Here is a 19240-nt window from a genome sequence, read left to right as displayed (position 1 = left end):
ACTTGTAGTGCTGATTTCAGATGGTGCCATCTCTTTTGGATATGGTTGATTTACCGCTTGTTGTGCTGTGCCCGCCCGGGCAGATACCCTTTGGCGGATGATAGACAAGGAGCCGTTCATGGAAACGACAGTCAGAATCGCCAATCAGGCAGACATCAGCGCCATCTTTGATATTCGAACCAGTGTCACGGAGAACCACCTCTCCCATGATCAGTTGAGCGAAATGGGCATTACGCCCCAAGCCATACGAGAGGCTATCCAGGCTTCGCCGTGTGTGTGGGTGGCAGAGGTTGAGGGTGTGCCTGTCGGGTTTTCCATGGCTGACGCTGAAGATGGCTGCGTGTTTGCCGCGTTTGTCCGGCCTGGGTTCGAGGGGTGCGGATTAGGTAGCCGCCTGATGGCCAGGGCCGAGGAATTCCTGTTCCAGCACCACCGCACCATATGGCTTGAAACCGCTGAAAACAGTCGTGCCAGCGGCTTCTATCGAAGCCTGGGCTGGCAGGTGGTGGAGAAACTGCCTGAGGGTGATGTGCGTTTTGAAAAGTCATTGAGCGAGTATCGGCCTGGGCTTTGTGAACCCGTAGCAGGAAAGGACATGGTCATTCGCTTGACGCATACCAGGGACTGGATGCTTTTGAAGCACGTACGCCTTGCAGCGCTTTTGGACGCACCCACAGCGTTTGGAGTGAGCCATGAAACGGCGGCCAATGACACCGATGCCCAGTGGCAAGAGCGCGCTTCGTCAGAAGTCGGGACGAAATTCTGGTTGGCCATCAAGGACGGCAAGCCGGTTGGCATGATCGGGGCCGTGATCCAGGGCCACCGTTACAACGTGATCGCCATGTGGGTCGCACCTGACTTTCGCGGTTCTGGCGCAGCCGCTCAACTGGTGGGCGCTGTCAAACGCCAGGCGTTGCAGGACGGGCATGAGTTCATTTATCTGGACGTATCTGCGGACAACGCAAGGGCCTCCAGCTTCTACCTGAAACACGGTTTCATCTTTATGAATGAGTGGGAAACTTTAGAAAGCCACCCCCATATAAAAGTCCAGACCATGACGTGCGCGGTGCGCAAATAACCGCACTTGCTTCAGTCAAATGAATACTTGGATTTAATTAAAGTATTCATTTGAATTGAAGTTTTTAATTGAACAGTTCGTCAGCAACTTATGCTGTTTTACGTCATGCCCATGTGCAAACCATTGTCAGGGCGAGTGAGCGTAAACGCTTTCATCAATCATGTTTTGCAGGCTCACACTGTTGAGCTGTTTACAGGCGTCTTCAGCGTCTCCTCGGGCTGGATAGCTCTCGGGCAGCCTGCACAGGGCCTCACAGTCATAAATGTTGAAACCTATCGGGCCGGTGGTGCAATAAAAGCGCGATCCAATGCGCATTGATCCCGTCTCCTTGGGCACGGCGGGGACAACCACGAATCTAGGCATCACGGTATTCCTGTTTTTTATTTTTTATGTTGGCAGTTGTAAGGAATAGCGCTGCTTTGTAAGTAGATCAAGTAAGCACTTACGGGATCCGATGAGTAACCTTTGCTACCGATAACCATTCTATTTTGCCAATGCGACTCTGACTCGACAGTGCTGTGATGGAGTGTCTTGGAGTGGCCGTTTAAAGTTTGGCGTCAAGTACGCAGGCCGGTTCTGATAACCCACAAAGTTGCCGATTGCAATCCGGTTTACCTGACCACGTTAAAGCGGCAGACCTGCCCGCCACGCACCATGCATTCAAGATGCTCTGCCTTGCCACCGCCCAGGGCACCGATCAATGCCAGGTCCAGTTCGCACACCACGGGATGGGCTTTGGCCAACTGATGAAAAATGCAGTTGTGGGCCACAATCTCCGGTTCGCCCGATGATCTGAAGAACACCTGCGCTTCGTATCCCGAGTGGTTCATGTACTGAACGATGCGCGCTTCATCGACAACTTCAGGTTCAAGATCGCTGGCCAGCTTGCGGCCCAGGCCCTGCATCAACTGGGACAGCGCCTGCTCTCCGAGCAGACCTGCGACCTGATCGATCAGCAAGTTGGCCAGCAGCGGGTATTGGCGCGGGAACAGCTCCTTTGCGTGGTCGGTCAATTGGTGGAGCTGTTCGGGGCGCCGCCCGGTGGGCCTGGTGGCGCCCCGCATGACCAGACCGTCGCGCTCCAGCGCAGCAAGATGCTGGCGAATCGCAGTGCGTGTCACCCCCAGACTGTGGGCAAGCTCATCAATGCTCATTCCCGCAGGTGAGTACAGCAATGCCTTCAACAAGTCCTGTTGGGTTCGCCCCATTCCTTCCAGCATCTGTCCGGCTCCTGCTTGCAGTCAAAATTTATCGGGGAATTGCTTGATCAAGCCCGCCGTCAAGGCATCAGCAAGGGCAAGGATGTGTGTACGCATCATGCCCCAGGTCTGGGCCTCACCCTTGTAATCCTTGGCGGCCAGCTGTTCGATCTGTGTCACATGGTGAGCGCCGTGGGCACTCAGCATGGCTTGCAGCGTGGGCTCGGGCAAATAGGGATTGGCCTTGGCCAGAAAGGCGGCCAACGACTTGGCATTCGCAGACAACTCAGCGATTGCGGCCTGTTGACCGGCTTTGTCGTTGGCGACCCGTGCATCACTGTAGTGTTTTACCGCCCCCCAATGCCCGGCGAGGAGTGTGAGCAACTGGTCGGCCGCCGGTTGCCCATAAAGTGGGGCAATGCTGTTGGCGATGGCCTTGGCATTACTGACGACCTCGTTTTGGGCTATGGCGGCTTGTGCCGCATTGCCGTCCTGATTGGCTATCGCATAATTTCTGATCCCGGCGTTTTTCAAGGTACTTGTCGCGTCAACCATCCAACTATGCCGCTCTTTTCTCGGCCTGCTGCTCCCGATCCGGGTTCAGCATCACCGTCCCTATTGGCTCCCAGTTACGCGTCTGACCTGACCAGCGTTCCGGGCTTTTCTTCCGAGCTCGTTCGTACAGGTCATGCCGCCGAGCCAGGATCTGATGATCCAACCCACGATGGCGCTCTGACGGCGTGACGAAGCGGATCCGGCTATGCCGATGCTCGTTGTTATACCAGCGCATAAAATCCCTCACCCAGACCCGTGCGGCATCCAGGCTGGCGAAGCCTGCCTGCGGCCATTGCGGGCAATATTTCAGCGTTCTAAACAGTGACTCCGAGTACGGATTGTCATTGCTCACTCGCGGCCGACCACGGGACGGCGTAATGCCCAGGTCGTACATCTTGCTCAACAGCGTCAGCGATTTCATCGGTGCTCCATTGTCCGAGTGCAGCACCAGCGGCTCGTATAAACACTGCTCGCCGATCACGCTGCGCTGCAGCAGCGCAGCGGCTTTTTCGCCGCTTTCTTCTTCGTAAACTTCCCAGCCCACGGCCTTGCGGCTGTAAATATCCTCGATCAAATACAGGTAGTAATACTTGCCCCGTATCGGCGACGGCAAGTACGTGATGTCCCACGACCACACCTGGTTGGGCGCTTGCGCAGCGTGCGTTGTCGGTGCTGCGTAGCGCCGGGGACGCTGGCTACGGCCTCGATGCTGTTGCTGGCCCGCCGCTCGCAAGATGCGATAAAACGTGGCCTCCGACGCCAGATAACGTGCTTCGTCAGCCAGACGCGGAACGATCTGGCTCGGAGGCAGATGGGCGTATGCCGGGCTGTTGCACAGCGTCACGATGGCTTGCCGCTCGATCTCGCTCAAGGCATTACGCGGCGTAGGCCGCACGGTGGTCGTGCGGGCATCGGCTTGAAGCACCTGCGTTTCGGTCCACCGTTGCAAGGTTCTGAGCGACAGCCCTACCTCTCGGCATGCCAGGACTTTTCGGGCCCCGGCCACCACTGCTTCGACCAGCCAAGCTACGAGCAACTGCCGTTCCGGCAAAGAGGTCAGTTGTCCTCGCTGTCGATCCCCCAGTAATCGTTGAGCTTTTTTCGCAGCACCAACAGCGCGGCGGTTTCGGCCAGCGCCTTGTCTTTGCGGCGCAGTTCACGCTCAAGTTCCTGGATGCGTTTCTTGTCTTTACGCGCTTGTTCGCGGTCGTCTTTTTGCTGGGACTTTTCAGACTTTTGGCCGCTGATAAATGACTGTCGCCAGGTGGCGATCTGTTCGGGATAAAGTCCTTTGCGGCGGCAATATTCTCCCAGGTCGATTTCGGCCAAACCGGCGGCTTCAAGGACAATGGCGAACTTGGTTTCGGCTGACCAGTTCTGGGATGACGGCTTGGTTTCGGACACTACATTCCCTTCGGATCTGAACTGTTTGCGCCAGTTGGACAAAGACATTTCGCTGACCCCTTCGCGCCGGGAAACCTCGGCCATCGTCAGGCTCAGCGGGGGAAGCAGCATCTTGAGCAATGCGGCTCTACGTTCAGATGAATAATACGGCACGACCAGTCTCTTTCCGCCCCCGATATGCTTTTTCAGGAAAAATCGGAGAGGCGACAACTATCCTGACACCGGGGGATCCAGAAAATATGTTCCACCCACAGGTCGCGAAGGGCCATTTGGGTAGTGAGCGCCGTTGCACTGGTGGCGCTGGCCTGGGGCGGGTTGCTGGCCTGACTCCAGGCCGGTTGGGCAAGCAGGGAAAGCAAGAGCACTATCGCAATCTTGATGTTCATGGCAGGACCCTCTGAGTCGAATAATCCAACAATATTAATTTAAGCATCAAAATATGCTTTTATTGGATTTGCAGTGCGATTCCGATCGATGGTCGCGGGGACTCATGTAGCCGCTGACGAGTAGAACGAGGCTGCGATCGAGATGGTGCGCCACTGCGACGTAGCGGTCGCAAATCCGGTACACGCGGTATGCCAGATTAACCGTGGAAGCCGACTTTACGACTGCTGCGCAGCCGAACCCAGCCTCGCATAGCTCGTCAACTGCTACGGAGTGGGGCAGGCGTTTGATGATCAATGAATGCTGGAGGCCAGTTCGAAAATCGGGATGTACATCAAGATCACGATGACCCCGATCAGCAGGCCGATGAAGGTCATCAGCAGGGGCTCGAACAGGCGTACGAACCATTCGATCCAGCGACCGACTTCTTCGTCATAGAAGTCGGCGCTGCGCTCCATCATCTGCCCCAGATTACCGGACTGTTCACCCGCCCTCAGCAGGCGCAGGGAGACTGGCGTCACCAAGTGGTTGAGCTCCAGCGCCGCCGATAGCGACTGACCTTCGCGCACCCGTTCGCAGGCCTGATCCAGGCGCTGGCTGGACGCCACCGTCAGCAGACCACGGACCATTCCCATGGCCGTCACCAGCGGAATGCCGCCTTGCAGCAAAATGCCCAGGGAGCGATAAAATCGCGCCAGTTCGTACATGACGATGCGCTGATGGACCGCCGGCACTTTTTCGATCAATCGGCCAACTGCCCGACGAAAGGCCGGTCGGCGCTGGAGGAAGGAGATGGCAACGATGATTGCCACCACGGCACCGAAAAACTCGCCCTGATGGGCGTGCAGGAACATCCCGCCATTCATCAGCACCTGCGACAACCACGGTAAATTCTCGCCCAGGCCTTCGAACACTAGGCTGAAGCGGGGCACCACGTAACCCATCAAGAACAGCACCACGCCACTGCCCACCACCAGCAGGAGGAGAGGGTAGATCGATGCACTGACGATCTTCTGCCGAACCTCGTCCATGCGCTGCCGGTAGCTGACATATCGCCCCAGCGCCTCACCCACGGCCCCGGTTTTCTCGCTCGATTGCACCAGGGCAACGTACAGCGGAGGGAACACCGCCGACAATTGGGCCAATGCCTGTGAGAAGGATTTGCCCTCGTACAGCAGGCGAACCAGCTCACTCAGGGTTTTACGGGCCTGGGGGGCGTTTTCCTTTTCGGCCAGGCTTTCCAGCGCATCGATCAACGGCAGACCGGCGTTGAGCAAGGTGGTCAACTCCTGGCTGAACAACACCAGGTTGAAGGTCTCGCGCTGATGCAGATGCCACGCCCGCCAGCGGCGCTCGGCCTGCAGGCTGACCACGCGCATGCCCTGATCCTCGACCATGCGCCGGGCTTCGCTATCGCCCTGAGCTTCGACGGTCATCGAGACCACACCGGTTTTGCCCACTGCCTTGAGATGAAAGCGCATGGTTGCGACTCCCGTCATTGCCAGCTGGTGATTTCGGCGTTTTCGCCTTCTCCACCGGGTTGTCCGTCCTTGCCCAGGGACAGCAGGTCGTACTCACCGTTTTCACCGGGGTAGCGGTAGGTGTAGTTACGTCCCCATGGGTCCTGGGGCAGCTTTTTCTGCAGGTACGGGCCTGTCCAGCGGGTTTCATCGCTGGGCGCTGTGACCAGTGCCTGCAAGCCCTGTTCAGTGGAAGGGTAATGGCCGACTTCCAGTCGGTACAAATCCAGAGCCTTGCCCAGGCCCTCGATTTGCGCCTTGGCCACTTTCACTTCGGAACGGCCCAGCTGGGCGAAATACTTCGGCGCGACGATGCCCGCCAATAGCCCGAGGACCACCAGTACCACCAACAATTCGAGCAGGGTGAACCCGTGCTGGGTTCGCGGTGCATGACACATACGCTGATTCATGATGACCTCACTCAGTGGGCAGCACAGTCGCCAGCAAGGCTTATGCAATTGCCATGCTCAGACCTCCCGACCTGGCTGTAACCCCCGTGTACCGGCCCTTGTGCGTTACGGCGCGGTGCTTGCATAGGGCTACCTCGCGATCACCCATTGGGGCATTACCCCCATTTTCAGGGGCCGGTCGGGGGAGGTAGAAATGACCAGGACAATGACCACGACACTGCTTGGCGCATTGCTGATGAGCGCTGTCGTACACGCCGATGTGTTTGTATCCCGGGATGCCAATGGCAGCTACGTGCTGTCCAACGTTCACCGCCCCGGGCGGCATTATGAACGTGTGATTCGCGAGTCGGCAGAGGTCCAGGCCCAGACCGGCATTGATCAACAGCCGCAGATGATTGCCGCACAACCCTATGCCGAGATGGTGCTGGCGGCAGCGGCTGCCAATGAGTTACCGGCTGCGCTGTTGTCCGCAGTGATTCAGCACGAGTCCAACTACGACCCCAGGGCAACATCACCCAAAGGTGCGGGCGGGTTGATGCAGTTGATGCCCGATACAGCCCGGGAGATGGGGGTCACGGACGTCTACGACCCCCAGTCCAATATTCAGGGCGGGGCCAAGTACCTCAAACGCATGATGACCCTGTTCGGCAACGATATTGCCCTGGCCGTAGCGGCCTACAACGCCGGGCCGCAAGCCGTGCTCAGTCGTGGCGGAGTGATTCCTCCGTTTGCCGAAACCCAGCGTTATGTGCCCAGCGTCCTGCGCCAGTACCGGCGTTTGCAGGGTCTGCCTGCGGACTCGCCGCTGTGAGCCCGGTGTCGGGTCTGTGTCCCCGATTGTTGGGTCGCCCAGGCACAGCAGAATGTGGGGAAAGAGTGGGGAATTTCCCCCGAATTCTCGGATTCAAAGCGTAAGCAATTGAAAGTTAATACAAATTTTTATGGCATGGCCTATGCAGTACCAGCTTTAGCGAACATCACTCCCTGAGCACTAACAGTGAGATCAGTGATCATGAACGGCATTCCCCACGCTCATCACTTGTTAAACCTGCTGTTACTGGTCACGCCGCTGATCGGCATTGAAACGGCCCAGGCGGCAGCACGTTGTGAACGCAATCTGGTCGCCAATATCGTCGCACTGGACCAGCCGCTGATGTTCAACCGCCTGGGTGCGCAGAACGTCAACGGCATGATGTTCGCCCTGCGCCGTGATGTGGTTGATGACCATGACCAGCCACTGAACATGGGCGGGGCGGCAGTTCCGGGCAAGGTCTCGCTGCGACCCGACAAGCGCCCGCGTCCGCTGGTGTTGCGGGTTGCCGCCGGTGACTGCCTGACCATCAACTTGCAGAACCTGCTGGCTTACCAGGCCAACCCCGGCAGCCCGGAAGACGGGGACGAGGGCGAGGTAGAAGGCGAAGTTGAAGTCGAAGCCGGCAACAACAACTTCAAGGTTGACGAACAAGTCGCTGACCGCCATGTGGGGTTCCAGGTCAACGGCCTGCAAGCGGTCAACAGTATCGACGATATTTCCTCCTACACCGGACGCAACGCCAATACCCTGGTTGCCCCCGGAGCGACCCGCACCTACATGCTGTATGCCGAGCGCGAAGGCGCATTCGCCGCCAGCAGCCGTGGCGCCACATTCGGTGGTGAAGGGGATGCAGGCAACGTGGCCAACGGTCTGTTCGGGGAAGTGGTGGTGATGCCCAAGGGCGGTCGCAACTATCGCAATACCGTGACGGAAGAAGAAATGCGCCTGGCCTCCAGCGGGCGCACGCCGACTGGCCAGCCGATTGTCGATTACCAGGCCCGCTACCCGCAGCGCGAACCCTGGATCCGTGAAGGCAAGGCGGGTACGCCGATCATCAACATGGTCGATGGCAATGAAATCATCTCCAGCGAAAGCGATGCGATCGTGATGGGCAGCAATGCCGACGGCAGTTTCCCGCCTGCGACCTATCCCCTGGAGTCCATTGGCAAACGCAATCCGGCGTTGCCCAACCGTCTCGAACCCTTCCGTGACTTTGCCTCGCAGTTCCAGGACGAAACCGCTGTCACCCAAGCCTTTCCGGCATATTGGGCAGACCCGGTCATGGCCCACGTACTTGAGCCAACCCGGGACTCGTTCATGATCAACTATGGCTCTGGCGGCATGGGGGCCGAAGTGGTCGCCAACCGGCTCGGGGTCGGGCCGATGCACGACTGCCTGTCTTGCGCGTACGAAGAGTTTTTCCTGAGTTCGCACACCGTCGGCGACGTGGCGATGCTGGTGGACGTACCGGCCAACGTCGGGCTGGAGAACATCCGTCCCGGCGAAGTGCCCCGTGCCGAGCAAGTCGGGGTCAAGGCGAGCATGGCGCTGTACCCCTCCGAGCCGTCCAACGTCAACCACAGCTACATCGGTGACTTCGTCAAGTTTCGCAATACCCACAACGGGCATGAGCAACACATCTTCCACTTGCATGGCCATCAATGGCTGTTCAACCCCAACGATGACAACTCCGACTATGTAGACGCCCAGGGGATTGGCCCGGGCGCCGGTTACACCTACGAAATTGCCAACGGTGGCTCGGGCAACCGCAACCGTGTTGCCGGTGATGCAATCTATCACTGCCATTTCTACCCGCACTTTGCCCAGGGCATGTGGGCCATGTGGCGGGTGCACGATGTGTTCGAAGAAGGCACCCGGCTGGAAGTGTCACAACAGGGCAGCGACGGTTATCACACCAAGCCTTTTGCCTTGCGCAGCGGCAAACCCGCAGCCGGTGCCCGTGCATTGCCCGATGGAGAGATCGTGGCGGGTACCCCGATTCCTGCCGTGGTGCCGTTGCCCGGCAAGGCCATGGCGCCGATGCCAGGCAAAGTGGCTGTGGTACCCAGAATCAGCGAGACCCTGGTCGCTGCCGGGGACGATGACGATGATGACTACGGCGTGCATCGCAGTGGCGGCGCCCAGGCCATTGGTTCTCTGGCCCTGGTGGATCGCAGTGAAGCCAACCGCAATGCTGACGGCAGCCTGAAAAACCCCGGCTATCCGTTCTGGATCGGCGGCATGGAAAGCTCGGTCGGCCAACGCCCACCGACCCCGCCACTGGACATGCTCGATGCGGGCAAGGCCCAGACACTGAAAAACAGCGGCAAGGCGTTGTGGGCCAACCTCGACCCGGCTCAGTCGGGCGGCTGGGACGGCGGCCTGGGACGACACTCCCTGGCCGGCTTCTCTGCCGGAGGCAAGGCCCACACCGTGACGACCTCGCTGGATTTTTCCAAGGAAGTGACACGGGCCAAGCCGATCTACATGCCTGAGGAGGGCACCGAGGTCGAACAGGCCGCCATGGCCTTCCACGCGAAAAAAGACCACCCCAGCTTTGCCCTGTTGCCCGGCAAGCAAGTCGTCGCGCGCAACTTCCGCACCAACGGCGCGTTGCCCATTGCAGGCGCGCCGTATTACGAACCGTGCATGGATGATCGGCAAAAACGCCTGACCAGCGCCGCCGGGACCGGCGAGTTCAATAGCGGCGAGCGCATGGACGGCATGTCGTTCACCGGCTCTTCGACCTTTACTGCGGATCGTCCACGGATCTACAAGGCAGCCAATATTCAGTTCGACGCGGTGTACAACAAGGTTGGCTACCATTTTCCGCAAGCGCGCATTCTGGCCTTGTGGGAAGACGCCTGGCCGGTGATCACCAAGCAGCGTCCGCCAGAACCTCTGGTGATGCGCATGAACACCTTTGACTGCGTGCAGTACCAGCAGACCAACCTGGTGCCGGCCACCTATGAGATGGACGATTATCAGGTCCGGACCCCCACCGACGTCATTGGCCAACACATCCACTTGCCTAAATGGGACCTGACTGCCGCAGACGGCTCGGCCAACGGCTGGAACTATGAAGACGGTGTGCTTTCCCCCGGCGCCGTGCAGGAACGCATCCATGCCATCCGCACGTTCAACCAGTGCACTGGGGCCGATGTGCGTGATGGCACCCCAGCCTGTCCGAAAGCCAAAAATCACCCGTACTTCGGCCAGTTCGGCCGGGCTGACTGGGTGGGTGCGCGCACAGCGATGCAACGCTGGTTTGTCGACCCTGTGGTCAATATCAAAGGCATCGACCGTGGTCTGGGCACCATCTTTACCCACGACCATCTGGGCCCGTCGACCCATCAACAGATTGGCCTGTACGCCACCGTGCTGGCCGAACCGGCCGGTTCCACCTGGTTCCACGCCGAAACCGGCGAGCCCCTCTACAGCGGCGCGCGTCAGGACGGCGGGCCGACCTCGTGGCAAGCCGTGGTGTCCACCGGTGACCTGGACGGCGATGGCAAGAACGACAGCTTCCGTGAGTTCTTCCTCGAATACAGCGATTTCCAGCACGCCTATGAAGCCGGTGTGTATGTGGGCGCAGGGCCCAATGGCGTGCCCAATCCCCAGGCGTTTCCGGCCACAGCGGACAGCTTCCGCTACGCCATCAACCCGCCGGTGCGCAGTAATGCCAGCAGCTTGCTCGAAGGCATTGTCGAAGTGCAGGGTGGACGGGTCGCGGGTTGCCCAACTCGTCCATGCCCACAGGCCATCTCCGTGGATGACCCTGGCATGTTCGTGATCAATTATCGCAATGAACCGCTGGCGTTGCGGGTTTACGACCCGAACAAGGTCGGCCCCGACGGCAAGCGTGGCATGCAGGCGGACGGCCTGGGCGGCGACCTCTCGTATGCCCTGCAAAGCCGCACCGACCGGGCGATTCCGGCCATGAACCTGGCGCCCAACCTGATCACGTCCGCCACCGGACCAACCGGCGGCACCACCCTGTTTCCGCCGCACATCAACCGGGGTGGCGCCGAACCGGGCGACCCGTTCACACCAATGCTGCGTACTTACACGGGTGACAATGTGCGGCTGCGGGTACATGCCGGTGGTCATGAAGAAGAGCACAACGTGACGCTGCACGGCGTGAAGTGGCTGCAAAGCGGCTCGGGCTTCGGCAGCAGTTCCAACTCCGGATGGCGCGCTTCGCAGATGATCGGGATTTCCGAGCAGATGGGCTTTATCGCACCGATCTCGATGTTGTCCAGTTCGGCGGCGACCACCGGGGATTACCTGTACTCGATGGACGCTTCGATCGAAGGTTACTGGAGCGGGATCTGGGGTGTGATGCGCAACTACACCGCCCAGCGTACCGACCTGTTTGCGCTGCCGAACAACCCGAAACCGGCCGGTATGCGCAACACCGTGGCCTTCGACGGCTCGTGCCCAAGAATCAGCGCCAACCCCAATGGCATCGGTACCCGTCCCACTGTGCAGCGCAACTATGAAGTCGTCGCCGCACTGGCCAACGACATCCTCGGCAATCCGTTGGGGCTGACCCTCGGCGATCCGGCAGGCATTGGCCAGCATGTGGGCGGGCCGTTGAAACCCGCTGGCGGGACCCTGGTGTACAACTCGCGGCCGGTGAGTATCCCCCGTGTCACTGTGACCGATCCCGAGGACGGGGTAACCATGACCATCGGCGGCCAGAGCGGCCCGCTGCATGACCCGACCGCCATCCTCTATGTACGCAAGGCCGACCTGGACCCGGTCAGCGGCAAGCTCAAACCCGGCGTTCCCGTCGAGCCGCTGGTGTTGCGCGCAACGGCCGGGGACTGCATCAACATCACACTGGAAAACCGTCTGCCGAGTGTCATGCCCGACCTGACCCAGACCGCCGTGATGCAGGGTGTGGTCAAGCGTGATCGAAATGGCAGTGACGGCTCGAGCACCTTCAGCAACAACCTGATGCGTCCGTCCAGCCATGTTGGTCTGCATGCGCAACTGCTGGCGTATGACATCACCAAGTCCGATGGCGCCAACGTGGGGGCGAACCCGGTGCAGACCGTGGCTCCCAGGGCTGGCAACAGCGGTGCCTACCCGACCCGCACCTATCAGTACTACGCCGGTCACCTGGAGCGTGAAGGCAAGCCGATCACGCAACTGGGGCGCAGTGTCGACAACATCAACGCCACGGCCGTGGAGTTTGGCGGGCTGAATTTCACCCCGTCGGATGTGATCAAGCAGCCGCAGAAAGGCCTGGGGGGTGCCATGAGTATCCTGCCGGTGGGGGCCACCTGGGTTGACGATATCCGCAAGGTCAATGCCAGCGTGACTGCGCCGGGCCAGGCTGTTTATCGCGACTTTGCGATGGTCTGGCAAAAAGCCCTGAATATCCGCTGGGCGGGTGGCCGGCCAGTGGAAGGTATTGCGGCTGAAGGCCTGGGGGTACCTACGGATCCGCAGGACAACTCCAGCATGGCGATCAACTACAAGGCCGAACCGCTGTGGTACCGCTTCGGGCTGGCCCCCGATGCACCGTTCGGCCACGCAGAGGGCGGTGGCTACGCTGACGTGCCCAATGCGCACATGGCGTACAGCAACGCCCTGGTGGGAGGCGATCCGCAAACCCCTGTGCTCTATGTGAAACCGGGGCAACCGTTCCGCACCCACATCCTGATGCCTACCGGCGGCAGTCGTGGCAGCACGTTCCAGCTGGACGGACACGTGTGGTCAGTCAACCCGTTCCAGTCGGAAAAAAGCGACACCGGTGGCTATCCGATGGGTACGCCTGGCGTGGGCTCGGTACGGTTTGGCCTTAACCCGATGTCGATGTACATCGGCGCCCATGAAAGCGTCCTTCCGGCGGCGCACTTCAGCTTCATGCACCCAAGTGCCGGGGGCATCAATGCAATACCGGGGGACTACCTCTTCCGGGATTACGCCGCCTACGGCAACACCGCCGGGTTGTGGGGATTGTTACGGGTATCCAATGAGCTGGAACCTGCGCCGACGCCTTGACGGGCCGTGCGTATCAGCAGGAGCGAGCAAGCCCGCTCCTGCTGTTCAGGGGGGGCGGCATGCGGGAACTTGACGGGGAGAAAGACAATGAACAAGGCCATTGGAACCGGTGTGTGTGGGTGGATGCTCGCAACAACACTGTGCGCCCTGGGGGGCGTGTGCTGGGCGGCCGAACCACAGGCTAAGGGCGAACAAAGGCTGGTGCGTGACGGTGTGACGGTCACCTTGAATGTACACCCCTTGGCCAAAGACGGCGTACTGCGTGAAGGTGAGTTCGCCGATGTGCGTTTCCGGATCACCGACGCCACGTCTGGCCAGCCTCTGGCGGGTGTTGCACCGGGTGCCTGGCTCGACCCCCAGGCCGTTGCCGCCGACCTGGCCCAGGGGCGTGAGCACAGCTGCAAGTCGCGAGTCGGGGTGTTTCTCAAGTCGAGCATCGGCGCCCGGCCGCTGCTGGATCTCAACAGCTATTTCCTGATGGTGATGAATCGTGATGCCAGTGTGTCGGTGGTCGACCCGCAAGTGTCTGTGGGGGGAATCACCAGTACGTTATCGCGCATCGACCTGAAACAGCCGCCCATGGACTGGATCACGCCCAGAGACAATAAGCGGGTGTTTGTGTCCATGCCCAAGGCCGATGCAGTGGCGGTGATCGACAGCGAGCAATTCAAGCTGATCGACTCGGTTGCGGCGGGCAGCAACCCGGTGCGCGTGGCCCTGCAACCGGACGAGCGCCTGCTGTGGGTGGGCAACAACGCCAAGGCCCGCGAGCAGTCCGGGGTCACGGTGATCGATGCGCAGAGCCTCAAGCCACTCAAGTATTTGGCAACTGGCGCCGGTCATCATGAGATCGCGTTCAGCAAGGACAGCCGGCATGCGTTTGTCAGCAACCGCGATGACGGCACGGTGAGCATCATCGACATCGCCAGCCTGACCCTGAGCAAGCAGCTCAAGACGGGCTCACACCCGTTGTCGATCGCCTTTTCGCCACTGTCCCAGGCCGTCTATGTAGCGGATGGCAAGGACGGTACGGTCACGGTGGTCGACACCCAAAGCCTGGCGGTGCGCCGGGTCATCAGGCTCAAGCAGGGCCTGGGGCCCATGGGTTTCAGCGCCGACGGACGCTTTGGCATTGTGCTCAATACCCTGGAAAACCAGGCGTCGGTTATTGATGCCAGCAACGATTCGCTGATCCATGACGTGGCGGTGTCCGCCGAACCCTATCAAGTGGTGTTCACCAAGGCCTATGCCTACATCCGGGGCCTGGCGTCGGCCAAGGTCACGATGATCAACCTCGCGTCGCTCGGGGAAGGGCGTACCCCGATCACCCAAGGCTTCGAAGCAGGCCCACAGGCGCCGCGCCTGGCCGGTGACTTGCCCCTGGCTTCAAGCCTGGCGGTGTCGCGGGACGACAATGCGGTGTTCGTGGTCAACCCGGTGGACAACACCACCTACTTCTACGCCGAGGGCATGAATGCCCCGATGTCCGGCTACCCCAACCGCGGGCAAGTGGCGCGGGCCGCGCTGGTGATTGACCGCAGCCTGCGTGAAGTCTCGCCGGGGCTCTACAGTGCGCGGATCAAGCTGCCCCCCGCCGGACGTTTCGATGTGGCCTTCCTGCTCAACCAGCCGAACATCATCCACTGCTTCACGGCGGATGTAGAACCGGCGACAGAGGCGAGCCGGGTGGCGGGTGTGCCCAAGGTCGAGTTCATGCTCGATACCTCCACGACGCCCCTTGGCAGCCCTTACGTGGTGCGTTTTCGCATTGTTCAGGGCAAGCAGAAAACCCGGCGCAGCGGGGTCGGGGATGTCCAGGTGCGCTACTTCCTCGCGCCGTCCTCACGGGCACAGGCGGTGGCGGCGCGGGAGGTGGGAGAGGGCGTCTACGAAGTCCCGCTGACCCTCGATCAGCCAGGTGCCTGGTACCTGCATGTGCGCGCAGCCTCCCTTGGCGCGGGCTTCGACGACAAGACTTTTGCCAGCGTGCGGGTACTTCCCGGCGCTGCTCATTGAAGAGGAAATCGACATGAACCGATTTGCCCATTGTGCTCTAACGACCCTCTGGCTGCTGGCCTGCGGTATCGGCCAGGCCCAGGCCCATTCGGCGGATGAACATGCCGGCCATGACATGACGGCGACCCCCGCCAGCACCCAGGGCGCCCCAGTCAGTTTTGCCGACGTCGCGCTGGTTGATCAGAACGGCAAGTCGGTCCATCTGGAGCCGGATCTGGTGGCCAACAAAATCGTGGTCATGAGTTTCATCTACACCAGCTGCACCACGGTTTGCCCGGTGGTGTCCTCCATCATGGGCAAGGTGCAGAAACAGCTGGGCGCGCGGGTGGGCAGCGAAGTGCAACTGGTCTCCATCAGCATCGACCCGCAGCGTGACGACAGCGGCCGGTTGAATGAATACGCCCGTGCCTTTCAGAGCGGGCCGGGCTGGAGCTGGCTGACGGGTTCGACCCAGTCGGTCAATGACACGCTCAAGGGGTTGGGTACGTTCGGCGGCGACTTGAAAAATCATGCACCGCTGATTCTGGTGGGCGACGGCAATAGCCGGCACTGGACCCGTTTTTACGGTTTCACTGACCCGGCGGTGCTGATCCATGAAGTGGAAAAACTCAGGGGTCAGCGCGGTGCCCATGCCAAACACACCGCCGTTGCAATGGAGCAGCAGCCATGAAAATCCTCGACCGCATGGCCTTGAGTGTGTGCTTTTGCCTGTTCAGCAGCGTGACGCTCGCCCACGAAGGGCACTCGCAATCGGCCTCTGAAGCACCTGCGGCGGTCGCCGCTGTAGCCCCTCCGACCACGGGCACCCGTGATGCCAAAACCTGGTTTACCGACACCCCCTTGCTGGACCAGAACGGTCAGACCCTGCGCTTCTACAGCGACGCCCTGGAAAACCGTGTGGTGTTGCTGAACGTGATATTCACCAGTTGCAACGATGCCTGTCCGTTGATTACCCGCAAGCTCAAGGAGGTGCGTGAGGTGTTGGGGGACAAGGCCGATGGCATTACTTTCATTTCCCTTACCAGTGATCCGCTGCGTGACACACCGGCGGTGCTCAAGGCTTACACCTTGAAACAAGGGGTCGACGATCCCCACTGGCTTTTTTTGACCGGCAACAAGGCGCAGATGGAGCTGGTACTGGGGCGCATTGGCCAGATCGTGCCAACCCCCGAGCAACACTCCACGCAACTGATTGTCGGTGATGTGGCCAACAAACGCTGGAGCAAGATCCGCCCCGATGCCCCGGCGGCGGCCATTGCCCAGCGCTTGCAGCTGCTGACAATGCCTGTAGCCGGGCGTTGAGCGTGCCCCATGAAAACCTCACTCGCCCTTGCGATGTTGCTGTTCACAGGCGCAATTGCCTGTGCCCAGGCATTGCCTCTGACCCCCACTGAAAGTGCCGGCAAGCGCCTGTACCGTGAAGGGGTGTCGGCGAGTGGTGAACCGATCATGGCCAGGGTCGGCGCCGCCGGTATGTTGTTGCCCGCCACCAGCTTGCCGTGCGCCAACTGTCACGGCACCGACGGGCTCGGGCGCCCGGAGGGGGGTGTACGACCGCCAGACCTGAGCTGGTCGCGCCTGAGCAGCATTCATGGCCAGCAGCAGATCAATGGCCGCAGCTACCCGGCGTACTCGGACGGTGCGCTGGCCCGGGCCATTCAGGAAGGCCGTGACCCCGGCGGCAATCGGCTCGACCCGGCCATGCCGCAGTTCGTCCTGTCGATCAACGACCAGCGCAATCTCACGGCTTATCTCAAGCGCGTGGCGGACGATCGTGATCCCGGCCTCGAGGGCGACAGCATCACCCTGGGTACGTTGCTGCCCTCCGAAGGACCGCTGGCCGAAGAGGCCGCCACCATCGCCGGGGTGCTCAATGGCTCAGTGAAGCGAATCAACCAGGCGGGGGGCATTCATGGTCGCCAGTTGCGCCTGACCATCCTCGATCCCGGGCCGGATCGCGCCAGTGCCGGGCAGGCGCTGGACCGGCTGATTGATCAGGAGCAGATCTTCGCGTTGATCGCGCCCCTGGCCCCGGCACTCGACACCGAGCTTGCACGCCATCTGGAGCAGGCCGGCGTTCCACTGATAGGAGCGTTGTCGCTGCTCGGTACGAGCCAGTCCAGCAGGCTGATTTTCGAGCCCTTGCCGGGGTTGCGCGAGCAGTTGATTGCCTTGGCCGACTTCGCCAGCCAGGAGCTTGTGGCGTTGCAGGGGCCAACGTGGGTCCTTTACTCCGGTGCGCCCGGACAGCAGAAGGCCGCGGACGAGCTTGGCCTCTATTTACAGGCTCACGCCTGGCAGGACGTTCATGTGCAGGCCTACGACCCTGCGCAAGAGCCGTTTCCCTCGGGGTGCCGTTCGGTTTTCTACCTGGGCAGCGGTGGCGGTTTCAGCAGCCTCGCCAACCGTTTTCAGGAGGCAGGGCAGGCGCCTTATCTGTTTGCCACGGCGCAGCAGGTGGCGGGGGACCTGTTCCAGGTACCCGTCGAGTTTTCCCGCCGGGTGTTTATTGCCTACCCCTTCATACCCAGTGACTGGACCCCGGCCGGACGCCTGGCGCTGACGCAGGTGCGCGATTCCGAGGCCCTGGGTGGGCAGCATGCCTTTGTGCAAGTAGGCGCCTTCAGCTCGATGCTGTTGTTCGCCGAGGGCATGAAGCAGGCCGGAAGGGATGCCAGTCGCGAAAAGCTGGTCAGTGCCCTGGAAGGGCTGCATGACTTTGCCACCGGGCTGACGCCGCAGATCAGCTTCGGCCCCGGCCGCCGCCTGGGCCTCAATGGTGCCCATGTGGTCGCACTGGAACTGCCGGACCAGCGTTTTTACCTGGTAGCCCCCTATAAACCCGTTGCTGCGATGCCCTGACCGGAGACCCCTTATGAAACTCAATAATTGGTTGATCCTGCTGACCCTCTGGGGCCCCGCGGCGCTGTGCAGCAACGAGCCCGTCGTGGCACGGGTCAATGGCGAGGAAATTCCCGCATTTCGCCTCGAGCGTTATTTCGCCGAGTACCTGGAAGACCAGGGGCGGGCTGTGGGCAATATTCGCAACCCCAAGGCGTATCAGCAATTACGGCGAAAGGCACTGGACGCCCTGATTGACAAGGAATTGCTTTGGCAGGAGGCCGTCAAGCGCGACGTTGTGATCAGTGATGCGGTGGTGAACGACCAGGTCGAGAAGACGCGCACTGCGGTGGGTGGATCCGAAGTGTTTGCGCGCAGGCTCAACGACGCGGGTTTCGACGAGGCCAGTTATACCGAGTACACCCGCCGCGAACTGGCGGCCCAGAAGGTGTTTGCCGAACTGACAACCGTCGGTGCGCCGGATGAGCAGCAGGTCCGCGCTTTTTATGAGGAACACCGCAGCGAGATGAATCGGCCGGAGCAAGTCCATGCCCGGCATATCCTGATCAAGGTGGCTCAGGGTGCTAGCGCCGCCACAATTGAGGCTGCGCGTCTACGCTTGGTAGAGGTACGTCGGGAAATTACTCAGGGCGCTGACTTTGCAAACGTTGCCAAAAGCCGTTCCGAAGGTTCGTCCGCCAGCGAAGGCGGTGATCTTGGCTATTTTCCCAAGGGGCGCATGCTGCCCGAGTTCGACGCGGTGGCCTTTGCCATGGCCGTTGGCGACATCAGCCAACCGGTACGCACGGCGGTGGGCTGGCATCTTATTTATTTGCAGAACCACTTGGATGCAGTTGATGTCACAGAGGAACAGGGATTTGCAATGGTTCGCACTTACCTCGCCCAACAGCAACAGTCGCAAGCGCGCCTTCAGGTCCTGGAGCAGCTACGGTCGCGCAACCGCATTGAGCGCACTGACAATTACTGAAGCTGGCCCCAAAAGT

At 60.6% G+C, this 19240-nt stretch carries 15 protein-coding genes and 1 pseudogene; 9 read left to right on the top strand and 7 right to left on the bottom strand.

The genetic code is table 11. The annotated features are described in order from the left end of the window. Window positions 1-97 precede the first annotated feature (97 nt). A pseudogene (locus V6P94_RS16850) lies at window positions 98-502 on the top strand (GNAT family N-acetyltransferase); the annotation flags it as partial. Between the two features lie 93 nt (window positions 503-595). Continuing rightward, window positions 596-1078 carry a GNAT family N-acetyltransferase gene (locus tag V6P94_RS16845; RefSeq protein WP_219262780.1) on the top strand — a complete coding sequence of 161 codons (483 nt, stop codon included), beginning with the start codon at window positions 596-598 and terminating at the stop codon, window positions 1076-1078. 126 nt (window positions 1079-1204) lie between these two features. Here the strand turns inward: V6P94_RS16845 and V6P94_RS16840 are convergent, their stop codons facing one another. The 7 genes from V6P94_RS16840 to gspG all read right to left on the bottom strand — a co-directional run bounded on the left by V6P94_RS16840 (window position 1205) and on the right by gspG (window position 6550). Further along, window positions 1205-1393, bottom strand: coding sequence for a hypothetical protein (locus V6P94_RS16840; protein WP_326397811.1), 189 nt, complete (start codon window positions 1391-1393; stop codon window positions 1205-1207). Between the two features lie 296 nt (window positions 1394-1689). After that, on the bottom strand, window positions 1690-2298 hold the full coding sequence (locus V6P94_RS16835) for a metalloregulator ArsR/SmtB family transcription factor (protein ID WP_219262771.1): 609 nt from the start codon (window positions 2296-2298) through the stop codon (window positions 1690-1692). Window positions 2299-2319: 21 nt separating this feature from the next. Further along, window positions 2320-2832, bottom strand: coding sequence for a hypothetical protein (locus V6P94_RS16830; RefSeq protein WP_338647798.1), 513 nt, complete (start codon window positions 2830-2832; stop codon window positions 2320-2322). Window positions 2833-2836: 4 nt separating this feature from the next. Further along, window positions 2837-4389 (bottom strand): IS3 family transposase gene (locus V6P94_RS16825; protein ID WP_326397640.1). Its coding sequence is split into 2 segments (ribosomal slippage): window positions 2837-3927 and window positions 3927-4389, totalling 1554 coding nucleotides; the frame shifts between segments, so codons are not numbered across the junction. A gap of 32 nt (window positions 4390-4421) precedes the next feature. After that, the gene (locus V6P94_RS16820; protein ID WP_338647795.1) at window positions 4422-4622 is read right to left on the bottom strand and encodes a hypothetical protein; all 201 of its coding nucleotides are present in this window, start codon (window positions 4620-4622) and stop codon (window positions 4422-4424) included. Between the two features lie 291 nt (window positions 4623-4913). Next, window positions 4914-6101: a type II secretion system F family protein gene (locus tag V6P94_RS16815; RefSeq protein WP_219261730.1), complete on the bottom strand. Its 1188-nt coding sequence runs from the start codon at window positions 6099-6101 to the stop codon at window positions 4914-4916. Between the two features lie 14 nt (window positions 6102-6115). Continuing rightward, the gene (gene gspG, locus V6P94_RS16810; RefSeq protein WP_133079427.1) at window positions 6116-6550 is read right to left on the bottom strand and encodes a type II secretion system major pseudopilin GspG; all 435 of its coding nucleotides are present in this window, start codon (window positions 6548-6550) and stop codon (window positions 6116-6118) included. A gap of 193 nt (window positions 6551-6743) precedes the next feature. On the opposite strand from gspG, the gene V6P94_RS16805 reads away from it, so the two are divergent. The 7 genes from V6P94_RS16805 (at window position 6744) to V6P94_RS16775 (ending at window position 19224) form a co-directional block, all read left to right on the top strand. Beyond that, entirely contained in the window at window positions 6744-7361 is a 618-nt protein-coding gene (locus V6P94_RS16805) for a lytic transglycosylase domain-containing protein (RefSeq protein WP_133079428.1), read from the top strand. Window positions 7362-7562: 201 nt separating this feature from the next. Next, window positions 7563-13379: a manganese-oxidizing multicopper oxidase MnxG gene (mnxG, locus tag V6P94_RS16800; protein ID WP_338647792.1), complete on the top strand. Its 5817-nt coding sequence runs from the start codon at window positions 7563-7565 to the stop codon at window positions 13377-13379. Between the two features lie 87 nt (window positions 13380-13466). Then, entirely contained in the window at window positions 13467-15395 is a 1929-nt protein-coding gene (locus V6P94_RS16795; protein WP_326397814.1) for a cytochrome D1 domain-containing protein, read from the top strand. 13 nt (window positions 15396-15408) lie between these two features. Next, window positions 15409-16065, top strand: coding sequence for an SCO family protein (locus V6P94_RS16790; RefSeq protein WP_133079431.1), 657 nt, complete (start codon window positions 15409-15411; stop codon window positions 16063-16065). Next, window positions 16062-16697, top strand: coding sequence for an SCO family protein (locus V6P94_RS16785; protein ID WP_326397815.1), 636 nt, complete (start codon window positions 16062-16064; stop codon window positions 16695-16697). Before V6P94_RS16790 ends, V6P94_RS16785 begins: the two co-directional genes overlap by 4 nt. A 9-nt stretch (window positions 16698-16706) precedes the next feature. Further along, window positions 16707-18257, top strand: coding sequence for an ABC transporter substrate-binding protein (locus V6P94_RS16780; RefSeq protein WP_326397816.1), 1551 nt, complete (start codon window positions 16707-16709; stop codon window positions 18255-18257). Between the two features lie 13 nt (window positions 18258-18270). Continuing rightward, window positions 18271-19224: a peptidylprolyl isomerase gene (locus V6P94_RS16775; RefSeq protein ID WP_219261736.1), complete on the top strand. Its 954-nt coding sequence runs from the start codon at window positions 18271-18273 to the stop codon at window positions 19222-19224. The last annotated feature ends 16 nt before the right edge of the window (window positions 19225-19240 follow it).

It is taken from the genome of Pseudomonas sp. ML2-2023-3 (assembly GCF_037055275.1).
Lineage (GTDB): Bacteria > Pseudomonadota > Gammaproteobacteria > Pseudomonadales > Pseudomonadaceae > Aquipseudomonas.
Note: the sequence above shows the minus strand (reverse complement) of the source record. Positions and strands in the feature narration are given on the sequence as shown.

Coding starts and splice junctions, on each gene's coding strand:
- V6P94_RS16845 (WP_219262780.1), top strand. CDS start 596: ATGGTCATTCGCTTGACGCATACCAGGGACTGGATGCTTTTGAAGCAC.
- V6P94_RS16840 (WP_326397811.1), bottom strand. CDS start 1,393: ATGCGCATTGGATCGCGCTTTTATTGCACCACCGGCCCGATAGGTTTC.
- V6P94_RS16835 (WP_219262771.1), bottom strand. CDS start 2,298: ATGCTGGAAGGAATGGGGCGAACCCAACAGGACTTGTTGAAGGCATTG.
- V6P94_RS16830 (WP_338647798.1), bottom strand. CDS start 2,832: ATGGTTGACGCGACAAGTACCTTGAAAAACGCCGGGATCAGAAATTAT.
- V6P94_RS16820 (WP_338647795.1), bottom strand. CDS start 4,622: ATGAACATCAAGATTGCGATAGTGCTCTTGCTTTCCCTGCTTGCCCAA.
- V6P94_RS16815 (WP_219261730.1), bottom strand. CDS start 6,101: ATGCGCTTTCATCTCAAGGCAGTGGGCAAAACCGGTGTGGTCTCGATG.
- gspG (WP_133079427.1), bottom strand. CDS start 6,550: ATGAATCAGCGTATGTGTCATGCACCGCGAACCCAGCACGGGTTCACC.
- V6P94_RS16805 (WP_133079428.1), top strand. CDS start 6,744: ATGACCAGGACAATGACCACGACACTGCTTGGCGCATTGCTGATGAGC.
- mnxG (WP_338647792.1), top strand. CDS start 7,563: ATGAACGGCATTCCCCACGCTCATCACTTGTTAAACCTGCTGTTACTG.
- V6P94_RS16795 (WP_326397814.1), top strand. CDS start 13,467: ATGAACAAGGCCATTGGAACCGGTGTGTGTGGGTGGATGCTCGCAACA.
- V6P94_RS16790 (WP_133079431.1), top strand. CDS start 15,409: ATGAACCGATTTGCCCATTGTGCTCTAACGACCCTCTGGCTGCTGGCC.
- V6P94_RS16785 (WP_326397815.1), top strand. CDS start 16,062: ATGAAAATCCTCGACCGCATGGCCTTGAGTGTGTGCTTTTGCCTGTTC.
- V6P94_RS16780 (WP_326397816.1), top strand. CDS start 16,707: ATGAAAACCTCACTCGCCCTTGCGATGTTGCTGTTCACAGGCGCAATT.
- V6P94_RS16775 (WP_219261736.1), top strand. CDS start 18,271: ATGAAACTCAATAATTGGTTGATCCTGCTGACCCTCTGGGGCCCCGCG.